Genomic DNA, 15,928 nt, shown 5'->3' with positions numbered 1-15,928 from the left:
TGTCAGGCGCCCCGCGCATGGGCCGGGGCGGGCTTCATCACCGGCTCGGCCTCCGGCGGGCGCCGCAGATGCGGGGAGAGCCGCCATTCGAGATAGAGGATGGCCCGGGTGACGACGAAGTTGATGAACAGGTAGATCGCGCCGGCCACCACGAACACCTCCACGGCCCGGAAGGTCTGGGCGATGGTGCGGTGGGCGAGGCCGGTCACCTCCATCAGGGTGATGACGGAAGCGAGCGAGGTCGCCTTCACCATCAGGATGATCTCGTTGCCGTAGGCGGGCAGCGCCTGGCGGATGGCGATCGGCAGGGTGATGCGCCGGAAGCGCATGGCCCGCGACATGCCGCAGGCCTTGGCCGCCTCGATCTGCCCGTGGGGCACGGAGAGGAGCCCGCCGCGGATGATCTCGGCGGAATAGGCGGCGGTGTTGAGGGTGAGCGCGAAGACGGCGCAGTAGAACGGCTCGCGGAAGAACCACCAGATGCCGATGTCCTGGAGGGCGGGGCGGAACTGCCCGAGCCCGTAATAGATCAGGAAGATCTGCACCAGGAGCGGCGTGCCGCGGAAGACGAAGATGTAGGCCTGCGCCGTCCAGTCGAGGACGGCGACGCCTGAGAGCCGCATCGTCGCGAGCAGGAGCGCGAAGACCGCGCCCGCCGCGAGGGACAGGCCGGCGAGCTCGAGCAGCAGCGGCACGCCCTCGATCAGGGTGAGGAACGTCTTCCACAGGAAGGCGAGATCCATCAGCTCGCCCTCCGGACGCCGCGCATCGCCCGGTCCTCCGCCTTCTGGAAGGCGTAGGTGGAGATCGTGGTGAGCGCGAGATAGAGGATCGCCGCAGCCAGGAAGAAGTAGAACGGCTGGCGGGTGGAGCCCGCGCCGATCTGCGCCTGGCGCAGCAGCTCGACGAGGCCGATGACGGAGATGAGCGCCGATTCCTTCAAGGCCAGCTGCCAGACGTTGCCGAGCCCCGGAATGGCGTAGCGCATCACCTGCGGGATCACGATGCGGCGGAACATCAGCCACCGGCTCATGCCCACCGAGCGCGCCGCCTCGAGCTCGCCCTTGGAGAGCGAGAGATAGGCGCCGCGGAAGACCTCGGCCTGATAGGCGCCGTTGACGACGCCGATCGCCAGCGCGCCGGTGATGAAGACGGGCAGCCCGAGGAAGCCGTCGTAGCCGAGCATCCGGCCGATATTGGTGAGCGCCAGCGATCCGCCGAAATAGAACAGGTAGATGACGAGCAGGTCCGGGATGCCGCGCAGCACGGTGGTGTAGAAATCACCCACCGCCGCCGCGATGCGCGAGCCGGAGAGCTTGGCGGCCGCAGCGGTGGCGCCGAGCACGGAGCCGACGAGGAAGCCGCAGATCGCGACCGCGAGCGTCACGCCCGCCGCGAGGAGGAGCGCGGCCCCCCAGCCGCGCTCGCCGAACCCGATGATCTCGAAAAAGCCGATCGGCGTCATGGCGTCCCGTCGCGTCCCGGCGCCGCGCGGGCGCCGGGACGTCCGTTGTGCGTCAGCTCGCCGGCGTCACGTCGACGCCGAACCACTTCACCGCGAGCTCCGAGACGGTGCCGTCGTCCAGCGCCTCCTGGATCGCCTCGGAGAACATGTCGCGCAGGTCGGTGTTCTCCTTGCGCAAGCCGACCGCGACGCCGCGGCCGAGCACGCCGCCGGAGAGGCCCGTGCCGACGATCTTCATCTCGGTGAATTCGGGCTTCTGCATCGTCGCGGTGAGCGCCGAATGCGCGGCGAAGACGCCGTCGAGCCGGCCCGCCGTGAGGTCGAGATCGTGCTGCTCGGTGGTGCCGTACTCGCGGATCTCGATGACGTCGCCGAGATATTGCTGCAGGAAGTTGGAGTTCGTGGTCGAGCCCTGCACGCCGATGACCTTGCCCTCCAGGATCGGCGTCCAGGCCTCGACGAGGGCCGCGACCTTCTCGGGATCGGTGTCGAGGGAGAGCGGCTCCTCGCTCGTCTCCAGCTCGACGAGCGGCGAATCCGCCATGGCGCCGAAGCCGTGGGGCGTGCCGGCGTAGGAGCGCGAGAAGTCGATCACCTCGAGCCGCTGGTCGGTGATGTTCATGCCGGCCATGATGGCGTCGTACTTTCCGGCCTGGAGCGCCGGGATGATGCCGGCCCAGTCCTGCACCACGATCTCGCACTCGACCTCCATGCGCGCGCACAGCTCGTTGGCGAGATCGATCTCGAAGCCGGCGAGGGTGCCGTCGGGATTCGAGAAGTTCCAGGGCGCGTAGGCGCCCTCGGTCGCGATGCGGACCTTGTCCCACTGCGCCGCCGCGGGGGCGCTCGCGAGACCGAGCGCCAGGGCGGCGCCGACGAGCCCGAGGCTCAGGGCCTTCAACCTCGACATGTGTTCGTTCCCCTCTGGAGGGATCCGCTTCCCGCGGATCGTCGATGCGAACGCTTGGTGCGTCCGTTGCTGCTTAACTAACAGGCAGGCCTCGGAGGCTGGCAAGCATTTCTTTTGCGCGCTTCGCGCAGCGGAATGCCCAAAGACCAGGCTTTAAGACCGAAAGTGGCGGGACCGGCGGCCCCGCCACGCGTTCGCTCGGCGGCTTCCGCCGGCTCACATGGCCGGGGTCAGGTCGACGCCGAACCACTTCTCCGAGAGCTCCTTGATGGTGCCGTCGGCGGCCGCCGCGGCGATCGCCTCGTTGAACTTGGCGCGCAGCTCCTCGTCGTCCTGGCGGATGCCGACGCCGACGCCGCGGCCGAGCAGGCCGCCGGTGAAGCCCGGGCCGACGATCTGGAACTCGCCCTGGAACTCGGGCTTCTGCATCGTCGCCTCGAGCGTCGGCGCGTCGGCCAGCACCGCGTCGATGCGGCCGGCCTGCAGGTCGAGATCGTGCTGCTCGGTGGTGCCGTACTCGCGGATCTCGGCGATGTCGGCGAAGTACTCGCGGGCGAAGTTGGCGTGGGTGGTCGAGCCCTGGACGCCGATCGTCTTGCCCTCGAGGGCCGGCTTGATCTGCTCGAGCGCGTCCATGGCGGCCGCCTCGTTGGTGTTCATGTTGAACTTCTCGCCCGTGAGCGGAATGTCGACGAGGTCGGACGCGTTCGGGACGAGGAGGCCGTTGGCCGAGAGCGTGTAGGCGTCCGAGAAGGAGATCACCTGCTCGCGCTCCTCGGTGATCGACATGCCGGCCATGATGGCGTCGTAGCGCCCGGCGGTGAGGCCGGGAATGATGCCGTTCCAGTCCTGCGCGATGATCTCGCAATCGGCTTCCATGCGCTCGCACAGGTCGCGGGCGAGCTCGATCTCGAAGCCGTCGAGCGTGCCGTCCGGATTCGAGAAGTTCCACGGGGCGTAGGCGCCCTCGGTGGCGATGGTGACCTTCTCCTGGGCCGACGCCGCGCCGAGCGCGAGGAGCGAGGCCGCGACGGCGAGGCCGATCGTCTTCGAAATGGTCATTTGCACATCCTTGGTTTCTTATGCGGGCGCCCCGGGCGGGGCGCCGCGGGCCCCTCGGCCCGCTCAGGGCGCAAATGAAGCCGCTCACGCGCGCCGGGTCAACGGCGCAGGGAGGGCGCGCGGCTCATCAGGGCCAGAATTTCGAGCAGCATCTGCCCGGCGACGTGCGCGGTGTTGGTGGTGGCGTCGTATTGCGGCGCGACCTCGACCACGTCCCCGCCGACGATGTCGAGGCCCGCGCACCCCCGCATCAGCGCGAGCACCTCGCGCGGCGTGAGCCCGCCGACCTCCGGCGTGCCGGTGCCCGGCGCGAAGGCGGGGTCGATCGAATCGATGTCGAAGGAGAGATAGGTCGGCCCCTCGCCGACGATCGCGCGCGCCTTCTCGACGATGGCCGGGATGCCGAGCGCGTCCACCTCCTCGGCGTGGATCATCGTCATGCCGCTCTCGGTGGAGAACTCCCAGAGCCAGTCGGCCGAGCCGCGGATGCCGATCTGGATCGTGCGCTCGGGGTCGAGCACGCCGTCGAGAACCGCCTGCCGGAACGGGCCGCCATGGTGGAACTTCGCGCCCTCGTACTCGCCGGACGTGTCGGCGTGGGCGTCGATGTGGATCATGCCCACCGGCCGCTCGGCGCCGACCGCCTTCAGGATCGGCAGCGAGACGGAATGGTCGCCGCCCACCGACAGCGGGCGCACGCCGGCCGCGACGATGCGGCGGTAGAAGGCCTCGATGTCGGCGTGGCAGCGCTCGAGCGAGAAGCGGCTCTGGAAGGGCACGTCGCCGATGTCCGCGACCCGCAGCTCGTAGGTGGGCAGCGCCTTCAGGACGTGCTCGTAGGGCCCGATCCGCTCGATGGCGCGCACGGCCCGCGGGCCGAAGCGCGTGCCCGTGCGGTTCGTCACGCCGAGATCCATCGGCACGCCGACGAGGGCCACGTCGAGATCGGCGAAGCCGGTCTCGGCGGCGTCGGGCCGGTAGGGCGCGTCGAGCAGGGTCGGCACGCCGGCGAAGGGCCAGCGGCGCGTCTCGCCGTCCCGGAACTGCGTGTCGGCGATGGCCTTGAAGGCGGGGTCGAAGATGTCCCCGCCCTTGGCGGTCGCGTAGCGGGCGCGCAGGGCGGCGAGCTTGTCGGGGTTCATGGGCGGGCTCCGATGCGTTTTCGGCATCGAAGCACGGCGCCGGGGCGGGGGGAAGCGACACCCGTGTCATCCCCGGCCGGAGCCGGCGAAGCCGGCGCAGGGGAAGGGGACCCAGCGCAGGAATGTGCGCCGCAGGCGCTCCTTCGGCCGCCGACGAGGCGGCTGGTCGCCGCTCGATGCCGCGGCTTCGTCGCGAAGAGTCGTGCTGGGTTCCCTTCCCCTCCGGTCGCTACGCGACCTCCGGCCGGGAGTGACGTCTCACACCACCGTCAGCGCGATCGCGCCCAGCCCCGCGATGCGCGCGCGCATGGTCTCGCCGCGCTGCACGGCCCCGACGCCGTCCGGCGTGCCGGTGAAGATCACGTCGCCGGGGAAGAGCTCGTTGTAGCGCGAGAGATGGGAGACCTGCTCGGCCACCGACCAGATCATGTCGGCGAGGTCCGCTTTCTGGCGCACGGCGCCGTCGACCTCCAGCACGATCTCGCCCGACGCGAGATGCCCGACCTGGCTCGCGGGGTGGAGCGGGCCGACGGGGCCTGAGAGGTCCGCGCCCTTGGCGAGCGCCCAGGGCCGGCGCAGGGCCTTCGCCTCGTCCTGGAGGTCGCGCCGGGTCATGTCGATGCCCACCGCGTAGCCGAAGACGAGGTCGAGCGCGTCTTCCACCGCGACGTCCCGCCCGCCGCGGGAGAGGGCGGCGACGAGCTCGATCTCGAAATGGTAGTTCCCCGTCATCGGCGGGTAGGGATGCTCGGCGAGCGCGTCCGCCGGCACCGGCTGGAGCGCGTCCGCCGGCTTCATGAAGAAGAAGGGCGGCTCGCGCGTCGGGTCCCCGCCCATCTCGCGGGCATGGGCCGCGTAGTTGCGCCCGACGCAATAGACCCGGCGCACCGGGAAGAGCGCGCTCGTCCCCGCCACGGGGATCGCGGGGGTCTCGGGGGCGGGGAAGACGAAGGTCATCGGGGCGCCTCTCGCATGCGGATGGTGCCGGGTTTAGCCCAGCCGGCGAGCCCGCGCCATGCGCATCGGCGCGCAAGCGCGCGCCGCCCTCAGAACACCCCCGCCGCGATCCCGCCCACGACGAGGTAGCGCGCGCCCTTGGCGAGCGTGACCAGCGGCAGGAAGACCAGGATCGGCGTGCGCATCGCGCCCGCCACCACGGTGAGCGGGTCGCCGACGATGGGCGTCCACGACAGCAGCAGCGAGAAGACGCCCCAGCGCCGGTAGGCGGCCTCGGTCTTCATCCAGCGCGCGGGCGAGACGGGGAAGCGCGGGTGCTCGCGGAAGCGCTGGAGGAAGCGGCCGACGCCCCAGTTCACCGTCGAGCCCACGACGTTCGCCACGGTGGCGACCGCGATCGCCGACCACAGCACCGCCTCGTCCAGCGCGAGAAGCGCGACGAGCGCGGCCTCCGACGTGCCGGGCAGCAGCGTCGCGGAGGTGAAGGCGGACACGGCGAGGGCGGCGAGCGTGGCGAGGTCGCTCAAGGCGGGCTCCGGGACGGGCGGGACGCGCCTCACATGGCCCGTCGGCTGGCGGATGGCAAGCCGACGCCCGCCCGCCCCTCAGCTCTTCTCCAGCACGTAGGTCCCCGGCGCGTCGCCGAGCGGCTCGAGCTCGCCGTCGCCGGGCGTGCGCGCCGGCACGCGCTCGGGGGCCTGCTTCTCGATCCAGGAGAACCAGTAGGGCCACCAGGTGCCGGGATGCTCCGTCGCCTCCGCGATCCAGTCCTCGAGCTCGCCCTCCGGCTTCGGGCCGGTCCAGTACTGGTATTTCGGCTTCGAGGGCGGGTTGACGACGCCGGCGATGTGGCCGGAGCCCGCCATCACGTAGTCGACCGGCCCGCCGAAGGCGGAGGAGCCGAGGAAGACGGACTTGGCCGGGGCGATGTGGTCCTCGCGGGTGGCGAGATTGAAGATCGGGATCTTCACCTTCTTCAGGTCGATCTTCTTGCCGCCGAGCGTGACCTTGCCCTGGCTGAGATTGTTCTCGAGGTAGCAGTTGCGCAGGTAGAAGGAATGGTTCGCCGCGGGCATGCGCGTCGAATCCGAGTTCCAGTACAGGAGGTCGAAGGGGAAGGGCGCCTGGCCCTTGAGGTAGACGTTGACGATGTAGGGCCAGATCAGGTCGTTGGGGCGCAGCATGTTGAAGGCGGACGCCATGCGCGAGCCCTCGAGGTAGCCGCGCTGCTTCATCGTCTCCTCGATGGCCTTGATGCCCACCTCGTCGGCGAAGACCTTCAGGTCGCCGGCATGGGTGAAGTCGACCTGGGTCGTGAACAGCGTCGCGCTGTCGATCCGGTCGTCCTTCGTGGCGGCCATGTAGCCGAGCGTGGTCGAGAGCAGCGTCCCGCCGACGCAATAGCCCACCGCCGAGACCTTCTTCTCGCCGGTGGCCTGCTCGATGGCCTCGAGCGCGGCGAAGACGCCCTCGCGCATGTAGTGCTCGAAGCTCTTCTCGGCGAGCCGCGCGTCGGGGTTCACCCAGGAGATGCAGAACACCGTCAGGCCCTGGCCGACGGCCCAGCGAATGAAGCTCTTGTTCTCGTTGAGATCGAGAATGTAGTACTTGTTGATCCACGGCGGCACGATCAGCAGCGGGCGCTTCAGCACCGTCTCGGTCGTGGGCGTGTACTGCAACAGCTCGATCAGGTCGTTGCGGAAGATCACCTTGCCCGGCGTGGTCGCGAGGTTCACGCCCACCTTGAAGCGCGCCGGGTCGGACTGGCGGATCTTCAGCTCGCCGCCGCCGGCCTCGATGTCCTCCGCCAGCATCTGCATGCCGCGCACGAGGTTCGCGCCCGATTCGCGCAGCGTCTCGCGGATCAGCTCGGGGTTGGTGGTGAGGAAATTGGAAGGCGCCAGCGCGCTCGACATCTGGCGCACGTAGAAGCGCGCCTTCTGACGGGTGGCGTCGTCGATGCCTTCCGCCTCCTCCACCATGCTCTCCGCCCAGCGCGAGGTGGCGAGATAGGCCTGCTTGAGGAAGTCGAAATAGGCGTTCTCGTTCCACTCCGGGTCGGCGAAGCGGGAATCCTTCGGTTCCGGCGCCGCGGCGGGCGGGACGTTCTCGCCGTGCATCCGGCGCAGCGAGCTCGACCAGACGTCGAAGAACGAGCGGCCGAGCCGCGCCTGCGCCTCGATGGCGCGCTGCGGGTCGATCAGCCAGCGCTCGGTGACGTGGACGAGCGTCTTCACCATGTCCGACATCTCGTCGGCCATGCCGGTCTTCGCCCGCCGCTCCTCGATGGGCTTGAGGTAGGCGGCGGTGGCCTTGCCGTACTCTTCCACGAACCGAGCCATGTTGCGCGACATGGCCTCGAAATCGGGCATGGCGTCGGGCCTGGGCTGGTCGGTCGGCGTGGTGCGCGGTCCCTCGGACCTTCTGTTGTCGCTCACGAACGCTCCCCCTTCCGGACGGCGCCGCAGGCCTGCCGACCATCGCCGTCCTTTCGACACTTTACGCGGCGCGATATGATGTCCGCTAGACCGGAAGACGCCCGATGCGGGGCGCGCGCCACGCGGAGACGACATGACAGCGAACTCGCGCAGTTTTGTGACGGCCATCGCCGCCGCTCTCGCGCTCGTGACGGCGGGCTGCGCCGGGGATCTGAACCCCGTGCGCGACGTCTTCGTCGCGACCGGCGCGGGGGCGACGCCGACGCCGGCGCCGGATTTCGTCGAGCAGAGCAGGGCCGCGGCGCCGACGGGCTACGTCCCGGTCGCGCGCCTGCCCGAGCGCGAGACGCCGGCCAAGACGCCCGAGGAGATCGCCGCTCTCGAGGCCGAGCTCGTCGCGACGCGGGACGACGCCGAGGCGAGGGCCGCGCGCCTGCGCCGCCTCGCCATCGGGCCTGCGCCCGAGCCCGTGACCGTGCCCCCGCCCGTTCCGATCGAGGGCGAGGTCGCGCCGCCGCCGCTGCCGCGCTGAGCGCCCGCGGGCGCGACGCGGCGTCGCCCGCAACTCTTTGCTTAATGCCCCGTGAACTCGCCCGTGCTACACGCACCCAGATCCGTCCCCTCGGACGCCGGCCCCCTTGGACGAACGCCATGACCGACTTCCACCGCATCAAGCGCCTGCCGACCTACGTCTTCGAGCACGTGAACCGGATCAAGGCCGCCGCGCGCGCCGAGGGCACGGACATCATCGATCTCGGCATGGGCAACCCGGACCTGCCGGCCCCGGCGCACATCGTCGCCAAGCTCGCCGAGACCGCGGGCAAGCCGCGCACCGACCGCTATTCCGCCTCCAAGGGCATCGCCGGCCTGCGCCGCGCCCAGGCCGGCTATTACGGCCGCCGCTTCGGCGTCAAGCTCGACCCGGACAAGCAGGTCGTGGTGACGCTCGGCTCCAAGGAAGGCTTCGCCAACATGGCGCAGGCGATCACGGCGCCGGGCGACGTGGTGCTGGTGCCGAACCCGAGCTACCCGCTGCACGCCTTCGGCTTCCTGATGGCCGGCGGAACCATCCGCTCGGTGCCCGCCGAGACCGGCCCGGGCTTCTTCCAGGCGCTGGAGCGTGCGGTGATCCATTCGATCCCCAAGCCCATCGCGCTGGTGGTCTGCTATCCGTCCAATCCGACCGGGTATACCGCCGACCTCGATTTCTACGCCGACGTGATCGCCTTCGCCAAGAAGCACGAGCTGATCGTGCTCTCGGATCTCGCCTATGCCGAGATCTATTTCGACGGCAACCCGCCGCCCTCGATCCTTCAGGTCCCAGGCGCGGTCGACGTCGCGGTCGAGTTCACCTCGGTGTCGAAGACCTTCTCGATGGCGGGCTGGCGCATCGGCTTCGCGGTGGGCAACGAGCGGCTCCTCGCGGCGCTCGCCCGGGTGAAGTCCTATCTCGATTACGGCGCCTTCACCCCCGTTCAGGTCGCCGCGACGGCGGCGCTGAACGGCCCGGAGGACTGCATCGCCGAGACGCGCGCCATCTACCGGCGCCGCCGCGACGCCCTCGTCGAGAGCTTCGGCAAGGCCGGCTGGCCGATCCCGGCGCCGAGCGCCTCGATGTTCGCCTGGGTGCCGATCCCCGAGCGCTATCGCCATCTGGGCTCGCTCGAGTTCTCGAAGCTCCTCGTCGAGAAGGCCGAGGTCGCGGTCGCTCCCGGCGTCGGCTTCGGCGAGCACGGCGACGATTACGTCCGCATCGCCCTCGTCGAGAACGAGCAGCGCATCCGCCAGGCCGCACGCAACATCCGCCGCTTCTTCGAGACCGACGGGACGGGCCACAACGTCGTGCCGTTGGCGCGCGCAGGCGGGCGCTGAGGGGGTCAGCGGGCCGCGTCCGTCGCTCCCTGCAGGCCCGGGCCGCCCGATTCCGGTGCGAACACCGTCACGGCGCCGGGCAGCACGCGGAAGAGCGCCGGCGTCTTGGTGATCAGCTCGCCGTCGGCGTCGACCGAGCGGGGGCGGCGCGTGCGCACGGTGAAGGCCTTGGCCGCGCGGGTGCGCACGTCGTCGAAGACGCCGTGACGTCCCACGCGGAAGGCGCGCGCGAGGAGCAGCAGCTCCCACGGGCGGCGCATCTCGAGCGAGTAGAGCCGCAGCAGCGCGTCGTCGATCACGGCCTCCTCGTCCACCGCGATGCCGCCGCCGTAGAAGCGCCCGTTGCCCACCGCGATCTGGAAGGTCTTGACCCGGGCGCTCTCCCCGGCGCTCTCGATCGTCGCACGGAAGGGCCGCGCCCGGGCCATCACCTGCGCGGCGGCGTAGGCGTAGCCGAGCCGGCCGAAGCGGCGCTTCACCTCGCGCGTGAGCGTTCTGGCGAGCTCGGCCGAAAGCCCGATCGAGGCGACGTTGAAGAAGGGACGCCCGTTCACCTCGCCGCAATCGATCCGGCGCGTGCGCCCGGCCAGGATCAGGTCCGCCGCGGCCTCTAGGTCCTCCGGTATGCCCAGCGTGCGGGCGAGGTCGTTGGCGGTGCCGAGCGGCAGGATTCCGAGCGGCAGCCCGCTCTCGATCAGCCCGCGCGCGGCGGCGTTGAGGGTGCCGTCGCCGCCGCCGATGATGACCATGTCCACCTCGTCCCGATAGGCCGCGATGACGCCGGAGAGAAGCTCCGGGTCGCGGCAATCCTCGAGCACGATCTCCAGATCCTCGTAGGCCTGCAGCCGGCCGACGGCGCTCTCCATCAGGTCCGGCGCGCGGCGGCTGTTGGCGTTGATCATCAGGAGCGCGCGCTTGGCGACCCCGCGCGCGGGCGGGGGAGGGGGCGCCTCGGCCGGGCGCGTCGCCTCGTTCCGTTCTCCGGGCTCGCCGCTCATGCCCGCCTTCGCCCCCCTCGTCCGACCGTGAACCGCAGCCGGAGGCGAACCGACGAAGACGGCGATGGTTCCGCTTCGCGAGATCCGCCGCCGCGCTTCCCCGAGGGTCGGTCAAATACGAATCGGGGAACCGGCGGATGGTCGGTACGTTAACGAAGCGGTAATATTTCGTGATCAGCCCCGCGCAAGCCCGCGCGGATGGACTCTGGTCCCGAGGACAGCGAGGAGCGCCCCGTGCCAGCTTTCGACCCCGCCTCGCACGAGAATTCCGAGGACCTTCGCGTCCTGCGGGACGCGCTCGGCCCGGCGCGCCGGGAGCCCCTCCACGCGGGAGCGATGCGCGCCGCCCTCGGCGAGAGCAAGGCGCGCCGTCTCGCGCTCGAGACCGCGCGCCTGCGCATCGCCGTCGCGCGCCGCGTCGCCCGGCAGCGGGCCCACGCCGCGGGCAGCTGAGCCCTCACTCGGCCAGGCCGTCGATATAGGCCGTGAGATCCGCGATCTCCTCGCGGGTGAGCGCCATGTCCGGCATCACCGGATGGGGATCGGTCAGGAAGGCTTCCAGCGTCTCGCCGGTCAGGTCCCCGCGCGCGGCGATGGCCTGGAAGCTCGGCACGCCGTCCATCGCCCGTTCCTGCTCCGGCGAGACCAGATGGCACGACGCGCACCAGCGCTGGGCGATCGCCTGTCCCTCGGCCGGATCAGCGGCTCGCGCGCCGGCGGCCGCGACGAGCGCCATGGCGAAGGTGATGATGAGGGTCCGGATACGCATGCTCGCCTCCTCGAATCGCGCGACCGCCCGGCAGCTGCAGATCGCACGCACGGCCGGGTTCGGGTTCAACGTTAGCGAAGCGGAAAAGGTTGTCGCCCCAAAATCCGCGCGAACCCGGATGCGCCAGGCAGCATGATCGCGACGCCCACCTTCCCCGACCTCGCCGCCCTCGTCGTCGACGAGAGCCTCTACGTGCGCCGTATCCTGCGCGACATGCTCACCCGCGTGGGCATCAAGCGCGTGCTGGAGGCGCCCGACGGGGCGGAGGCGCTGGGCGTCCTCTCCGAATCGAAGCCGGATCTCGTCATCCTCGACTGGGACCTCGCCATCCTCTCCGGCGAGGAGTTCATCCGCCTCACCCGCACGCCGACGACCTCGCCTGCGCCCACCGTGCCGATCATCGTGATGATGTCGAAGCCGCGCCGTTACGTCGTGGACCGCGCGGTGTCGCTCGGCGTCAACGAGATCATCGCCAAGCCCTTCTCGCCGAAGGTGCTGTGGTCGCGGCTCGACGAGGTGATCAACCGCCCGCGACCCTATCTCCAGGTGAAGAGCCTGCTGCGCCCGGTCGCGCGGACCGCGCCCCAGCAGCTCGTGCAGAAGCCGGCGGCCTGAGCCCTCCGCAGCGTCCACTGGCGGGATCGTGACGAATACGCCCTTGGCACGGCGGGGGGCGGGTGCTTACATTCGAAACAAGTAGCCTGGCGAACCCTTCGGGATGACGCCGCAAACGGAAGATGGACCCTTGCTGGTCAACGTCGGAGATCTGCCCAAGGTCAAGGACGTGGTCGCCGATGACGCGCCGCGTGCCCTGGCCGCCGCCCCGGCGACGGGACACGGCCTTTCGGGACCACCCGCTCACGCCGTTCGCGCGGGGCCTCGTCGCGGCCCGGTCTCGGACGGCGCCGCCTACGCCGCGCTCGATCTCGGCACCAACAATTGCCGCCTGCTCATCGCCGAGCCTTCCCGGCACGGCTTTCGCGTGGTGGACGCCTTCTCGCGAATCGTCCGGCTGGGCGAGGGCCTCGCGGCGAGCGAGCAGCTCAACGCGCTGGCCATCGAGCGCACGATCGAGGCGCTGCGGGTCTGCCGCGACAAGATGCGGGTCAAGGGCGTGCGTCGGGCGCGGCTGATCGCCACGGAGGCCTGCCGCGCGGCGCGCAACGGCACGCATTTCGTCGAGCGGGTGCAGGACGAGATCGGCCTCGACCTCGAGATCGTGGATCGGCGCACCGAAGCCTATCTCGCAGTCACCGGCTGCGCGGCGCTCGCCGACCCGCAGGCCCATTCGGTGGTGATCTTCGACATCGGCGGCGGCTCGACCGAGATCGCCTGGCTCGACGGGCGCGCCAAGAGCCCGATGGCGGATCCGTGCAAGCGCATCCGCGCCTGGGATTCGCTGCCCGTCGGCGTCGTCACCGTGGCCGAGCGCCATGGCGGCGTCACGGTCACCCGCGAGAGCTTCGAGGACATGGTGGAGGAGGTCTCGACCCTGCTCCAGCCCTTCCAGCTCGCCGCCAGCGCCGCCTCGACGGCGCCGGGCTTCCACCTGCTCGGCACGTCCGGCACGGTGACGACGCTGGGCGGCATCTTCCTCGACCTGCCGCGCTACGACCGCCGGCGCGTCGACGGCCTCTGGATGGCGGACACCGAGATCGACCACGTCATCGACCAGCTGATCGAGCTGAACTATTCCGAGCGGGCGACGCATCCCTGCATCGGGCGCGACCGGGCGGACCTCGTGCTCGCCGGCTGCGCCATCCTGGAGGCGATCCGCCGCGCCTTCCCCTCGCCCCGCCTGCGCATCGCCGATCGCGGCCTGCGCGAGGGCATCCTGATGAACCTGATGCGCGAGGACGGCGTCTGGCGCCGCCGCCGGCGCTGAGCCGAGACCGTTTCGTGAGCGACAAGAAGAAGCCCGGCGCCACGCGCGCCATGAAGGTTCGCGTGAAGTCCGCGCGCGGGCGCACGACCTCGTCGCAGCGCTGGCTCGAGCGCCAGCTGAACGACCCCTACGTCGTCCGCGCCAAGGCCGAGGGCATGCGCTCGCGGGCCGCCTACAAGCTCCTCGAGATCGACGAGAAGTACAAGTTCCTGAAGCCCGGCCAGCGTATCGTCGATCTCGGCGCGGCGCCGGGCGGCTGGTCGCAGGTCGCGGCGCGCAAGATCGGGCTCGAGCGCTCGGAGCGCGCCACCATCGTCGGCATCGACATCCTGCCCATCGAGCCGATGCCGGGCGCGAGCTTCATCCAGCTGGACTTCCTCGCCGAGGACGCGCCGGAGCGCCTCAAGGCGCTGCTGGGCGGCGAGGCGGACGTGGTGATGTCCGACATGGCGGCCAACGCCACCGGCCACAAGAAGACCGACCACCTGCGCATCATGGGCCTCGCCGAGGCCGGCGTGGAGTTCGCCCGCGAGGTGCTGGCGCCGGGCGGGACCTTCCTGTGCAAGGTGCTGCGCGGCGGCACCGAGCACACGCTGCTCGCCGACCTGAAGCGCGACTTCGCCCAGGTCCGCCACGTCAAGCCGGGGGCGAGCCGGGCGGATTCGGCGGAGCTGTTCGTGCTGGCGACGGGCTTCCGCGGGCGGAGCGAGGAGGCGGGCGAGGGGGGGCTGATCTCGGATTGAGGTGTCATCCCGGATGCCGAAGGCAGTCCGGGACCCAGAACCGCCGACATTCGTCGAGCGGCACATGCGCCGCGTCCCGCTGCCGGTGGCGTCGGCAAAAGGGCCGCCGTCGCCAAGGGCGCGGGACGCGCGCGCTTCGCGCACGCTGACCATTCGTCGAGGGTCTGGGTCCCGGACTTGCTTCGCAATCCGGGATGACATTCCCTGTCATCACCGAAATGGTCGGACGATCGCGCCCTCACGCCAGCACGCCGTGCAGGTCGTAGGCGTCGGCGCGCCGCACCGCCACCTGCACCACGTCGCCGGGCTCGATCGACTTCGCGCGGGTCTTGACGAAGACGTTGCCGTCGATCTCCGGCGCGTCCCATTGCGAGCGGCCGACGGCGACGGTCGGGCCGATCTCGTCGAGGATGACCGGGATCGTACGGCCCACCTTGCGGGCGAGGATGCGCTCGGAGATCGCGGCCTGGGCCTGCATGAAGCGGTGCCAGCGCTCCTCCTTGACCTCCTCCGGCACGGCGCCCTCGATGGCGTTCGCCGGCGCGCCGGCGACGGGCTCGTACTTGAAGCAGCCGACGCGCTCGAGCTCGGCCTCCTCCATCCAGTCGAGCAGGTGCTGGAAGTCCTCCTCGGTCTCGCCGGGGAAGCCGACGATGAACGTCGAGCGGATGGCGAGGTCCGGGCAGACGCCGCGCCAGGCCTTGATGCGGTCGAGCGTCTTCTCGACGTTGCCGGGCCGCTTCATGGCGCGCAGCACCTTCGGCGAGGCGTGCTGGAAGGGGATGTCGAGATAGGGCAGCACCTTGCCCTCCGCCATCAGCGGGATGACCTCGTCGACATGCGGGTAGGGGTAGACGTAGTGCAGCCTCACCCAGGCGCCGAGCGTGCCGAGCTCGCGGGCGAGGTCGAGAAAGCGGGTGCGCACCTCCCGGTCCTTCCAGGTCGAGGGCGCGTATTTCACGTCGACGCCGTAGGCGGAGGTGTCCTGCGAGATCACGAGCAGCTCGCGCACGCCCGCCTTCACCAGCCGCTCCGCCTCGCGCAGCACGTCGCCGGCCGGGCGGGAAACGAGGTCGCCGCGCAGCTTGGGGATGATGCAGAAGGAGCAACGGTTGTTGCAGCCCTCCGAGATCTTCAGGTAGGCGTAGTGCCGCGGCGTCAGCTTCACGCCCTGCGGCGGCACCAGATCCATGAACGGGTCGTGCGCCGGCGGCGCCGCCGCGTTCACCGCGCCGAGCACGCTCTCGTAGGCCTGCGGCCCGGTGATGGCGAGCACGTCCGGGAACTGCTCGCGGATCTGCTCGGGCTCGGCGCCCATGCAGCCGGTGACGATCACCTTGCCGTTCTCGGCCATGGCCTCGCCGATGGCGTCGAGCGATTCCGCCTTGGCGCTGTCGAGGAAGCCGCAGGTGTTGACGATGACGAGGTCGGCGCCCTGGTGCTCCCGGGAGAGCTGGTAGCCCTGCGCGCGCAGCTGCGTGATGATGCGCTCCGAATCCACCAGCGCCTTCGGGCAGCCGAGGGAGACGAAGGAGATCGTGCGCGCGGTCGAGGTCATCGGGATGCGGGTCCTGGCGAGATGGTCCGCGACCCGCGCGGCGCGGGACGAGGAGGGCGGGGCGTTGTCGGGACCGGGGTCACATAAGCGAGAACGGCCGCACGCGCCAGAGGCGCCGTGACAGCCGCC

At 70.5% G+C, this 15,928-nt stretch carries 17 protein-coding genes; 6 read left to right on the top strand and 11 right to left on the bottom strand.

Annotated features, from left to right (window positions below):
* Positions 1 to 2 precede the first annotated feature (2 nt).
* The 8 genes from ABL310_RS12975 to ABL310_RS12940 form a co-directional block, all read right to left on the bottom strand.
* Positions 3 to 743 carry an ABC transporter permease gene (locus tag ABL310_RS12975; protein WP_349367432.1) on the bottom strand — a complete coding sequence of 247 codons (741 nt, stop codon included), beginning with the start codon at positions 741 to 743 and terminating at the stop codon, positions 3 to 5.
* On the bottom strand, positions 743 to 1,465 hold the full coding sequence (locus ABL310_RS12970) for an ABC transporter permease subunit (RefSeq protein ID WP_349367431.1): 723 nt from the start codon (positions 1,463 to 1,465) through the stop codon (positions 743 to 745). The genes ABL310_RS12975 and ABL310_RS12970 overlap by 1 nt, the downstream gene beginning before the upstream one ends.
* A gap of 52 nt (positions 1,466 to 1,517) precedes the next feature.
* Positions 1,518 to 2,375, bottom strand: a complete 858-nt coding sequence (locus tag ABL310_RS12965) for a transporter substrate-binding domain-containing protein (RefSeq protein WP_349367430.1) — start codon at positions 2,373 to 2,375, stop codon at positions 1,518 to 1,520.
* A 216-nt stretch (positions 2,376 to 2,591) separates the two neighbouring features.
* A complete protein-coding gene (locus ABL310_RS12960; protein ID WP_349367429.1) occupies positions 2,592 to 3,437 on the bottom strand; it encodes a lysine/arginine/ornithine ABC transporter substrate-binding protein in 846 nt (281 codons plus the stop codon).
* A 98-nt stretch (positions 3,438 to 3,535) separates the two neighbouring features.
* Positions 3,536 to 4,579 carry an agmatinase gene (gene speB, locus ABL310_RS12955; protein ID WP_349367428.1) on the bottom strand — a complete coding sequence of 348 codons (1,044 nt, stop codon included), beginning with the start codon at positions 4,577 to 4,579 and terminating at the stop codon, positions 3,536 to 3,538.
* A 258-nt stretch (positions 4,580 to 4,837) separates the two neighbouring features.
* Complete coding sequence (locus ABL310_RS12950; protein WP_349367427.1) at positions 4,838 to 5,536, bottom strand: fumarylacetoacetate hydrolase family protein; 699 nt, start codon at positions 5,534 to 5,536, stop codon at positions 4,838 to 4,840.
* A gap of 89 nt (positions 5,537 to 5,625) precedes the next feature.
* Positions 5,626 to 6,063, bottom strand: coding sequence for a YqaA family protein (locus ABL310_RS12945; RefSeq protein WP_349367426.1), 438 nt, complete (start codon positions 6,061 to 6,063; stop codon positions 5,626 to 5,628).
* A gap of 78 nt (positions 6,064 to 6,141) precedes the next feature.
* Positions 6,142 to 7,908, bottom strand: coding sequence for a class I poly(R)-hydroxyalkanoic acid synthase (locus ABL310_RS12940; RefSeq protein ID WP_349372055.1), 1,767 nt, complete (start codon positions 7,906 to 7,908; stop codon positions 6,142 to 6,144).
* Between the two features lie 199 nt (positions 7,909 to 8,107).
* Here ABL310_RS12940 and ABL310_RS12935 point away from each other — a divergent pair, with 199 nt between their 5' ends.
* Both ABL310_RS12935 and ABL310_RS12930 read left to right on the top strand, forming a co-directional pair.
* Entirely contained in the window at positions 8,108 to 8,506 is a 399-nt protein-coding gene (locus tag ABL310_RS12935; RefSeq protein ID WP_349367425.1) for a hypothetical protein, read from the top strand.
* Between the two features lie 119 nt (positions 8,507 to 8,625).
* Positions 8,626 to 9,846, top strand: coding sequence for an LL-diaminopimelate aminotransferase (locus ABL310_RS12930; RefSeq protein ID WP_349367424.1), 1,221 nt, complete (start codon positions 8,626 to 8,628; stop codon positions 9,844 to 9,846).
* A gap of 5 nt (positions 9,847 to 9,851) precedes the next feature.
* Here ABL310_RS12930 and ABL310_RS12925 read toward each other — a convergent pair whose 3' ends face one another.
* Positions 9,852 to 10,844, bottom strand: a complete 993-nt coding sequence (locus ABL310_RS12925) for a lipid kinase (RefSeq protein ID WP_349367423.1) — start codon at positions 10,842 to 10,844, stop codon at positions 9,852 to 9,854.
* A 234-nt stretch (positions 10,845 to 11,078) separates the two neighbouring features.
* Between ABL310_RS12925 and ABL310_RS12920 the strand changes: the two genes are divergently transcribed.
* Positions 11,079 to 11,297 (top strand): hypothetical protein, encoded by a 219-nt coding sequence (locus ABL310_RS12920; protein WP_349367422.1) that lies wholly within the window; start codon positions 11,079 to 11,081, stop codon positions 11,295 to 11,297.
* Positions 11,298 to 11,301: 4 nt separating this feature from the next.
* Here ABL310_RS12920 and ABL310_RS12915 read toward each other — a convergent pair whose 3' ends face one another.
* Positions 11,302 to 11,613 (bottom strand): cytochrome c, encoded by a 312-nt coding sequence (locus ABL310_RS12915; RefSeq protein ID WP_349367421.1) that lies wholly within the window; start codon positions 11,611 to 11,613, stop codon positions 11,302 to 11,304.
* Positions 11,614 to 11,745: 132 nt separating this feature from the next.
* Here ABL310_RS12915 and ABL310_RS12910 point away from each other — a divergent pair, with 132 nt between their 5' ends.
* From ABL310_RS12910 to ABL310_RS12900, 3 genes are all read left to right on the top strand, one after another.
* Positions 11,746 to 12,228, top strand: a complete 483-nt coding sequence (locus ABL310_RS12910; RefSeq protein WP_349367420.1) for a response regulator — start codon at positions 11,746 to 11,748, stop codon at positions 12,226 to 12,228.
* Positions 12,229 to 12,358: 130 nt separating this feature from the next.
* Positions 12,359 to 13,498, top strand: a complete 1,140-nt coding sequence (locus ABL310_RS12905) for a Ppx/GppA phosphatase family protein (RefSeq protein ID WP_349367419.1) — start codon at positions 12,359 to 12,361, stop codon at positions 13,496 to 13,498.
* 50 nt (positions 13,499 to 13,548) lie between these two features.
* Positions 13,549 to 14,241, top strand: a complete 693-nt coding sequence (locus tag ABL310_RS12900) for an RlmE family RNA methyltransferase (RefSeq protein WP_349372054.1) — start codon at positions 13,549 to 13,551, stop codon at positions 14,239 to 14,241.
* Positions 14,242 to 14,479: 238 nt separating this feature from the next.
* On the opposite strand, the gene rimO is transcribed toward ABL310_RS12900, so the two are convergent.
* Positions 14,480 to 15,799 (bottom strand): 30S ribosomal protein S12 methylthiotransferase RimO, encoded by a 1,320-nt coding sequence (gene rimO, locus ABL310_RS12895; protein WP_349367418.1) that lies wholly within the window; start codon positions 15,797 to 15,799, stop codon positions 14,480 to 14,482.
* Positions 15,800 to 15,928: the final 129 nt, after the last annotated feature.

The sequence above is a fragment of the Salinarimonas sp. genome (assembly GCF_040111675.1).
Classification (GTDB): Bacteria; Pseudomonadota; Alphaproteobacteria; order Rhizobiales; family Beijerinckiaceae; genus Salinarimonas.
The sequence above is the reverse complement of the archived record's forward strand: the minus strand, read 5'-3'. Positions and strand labels throughout refer to the sequence as shown.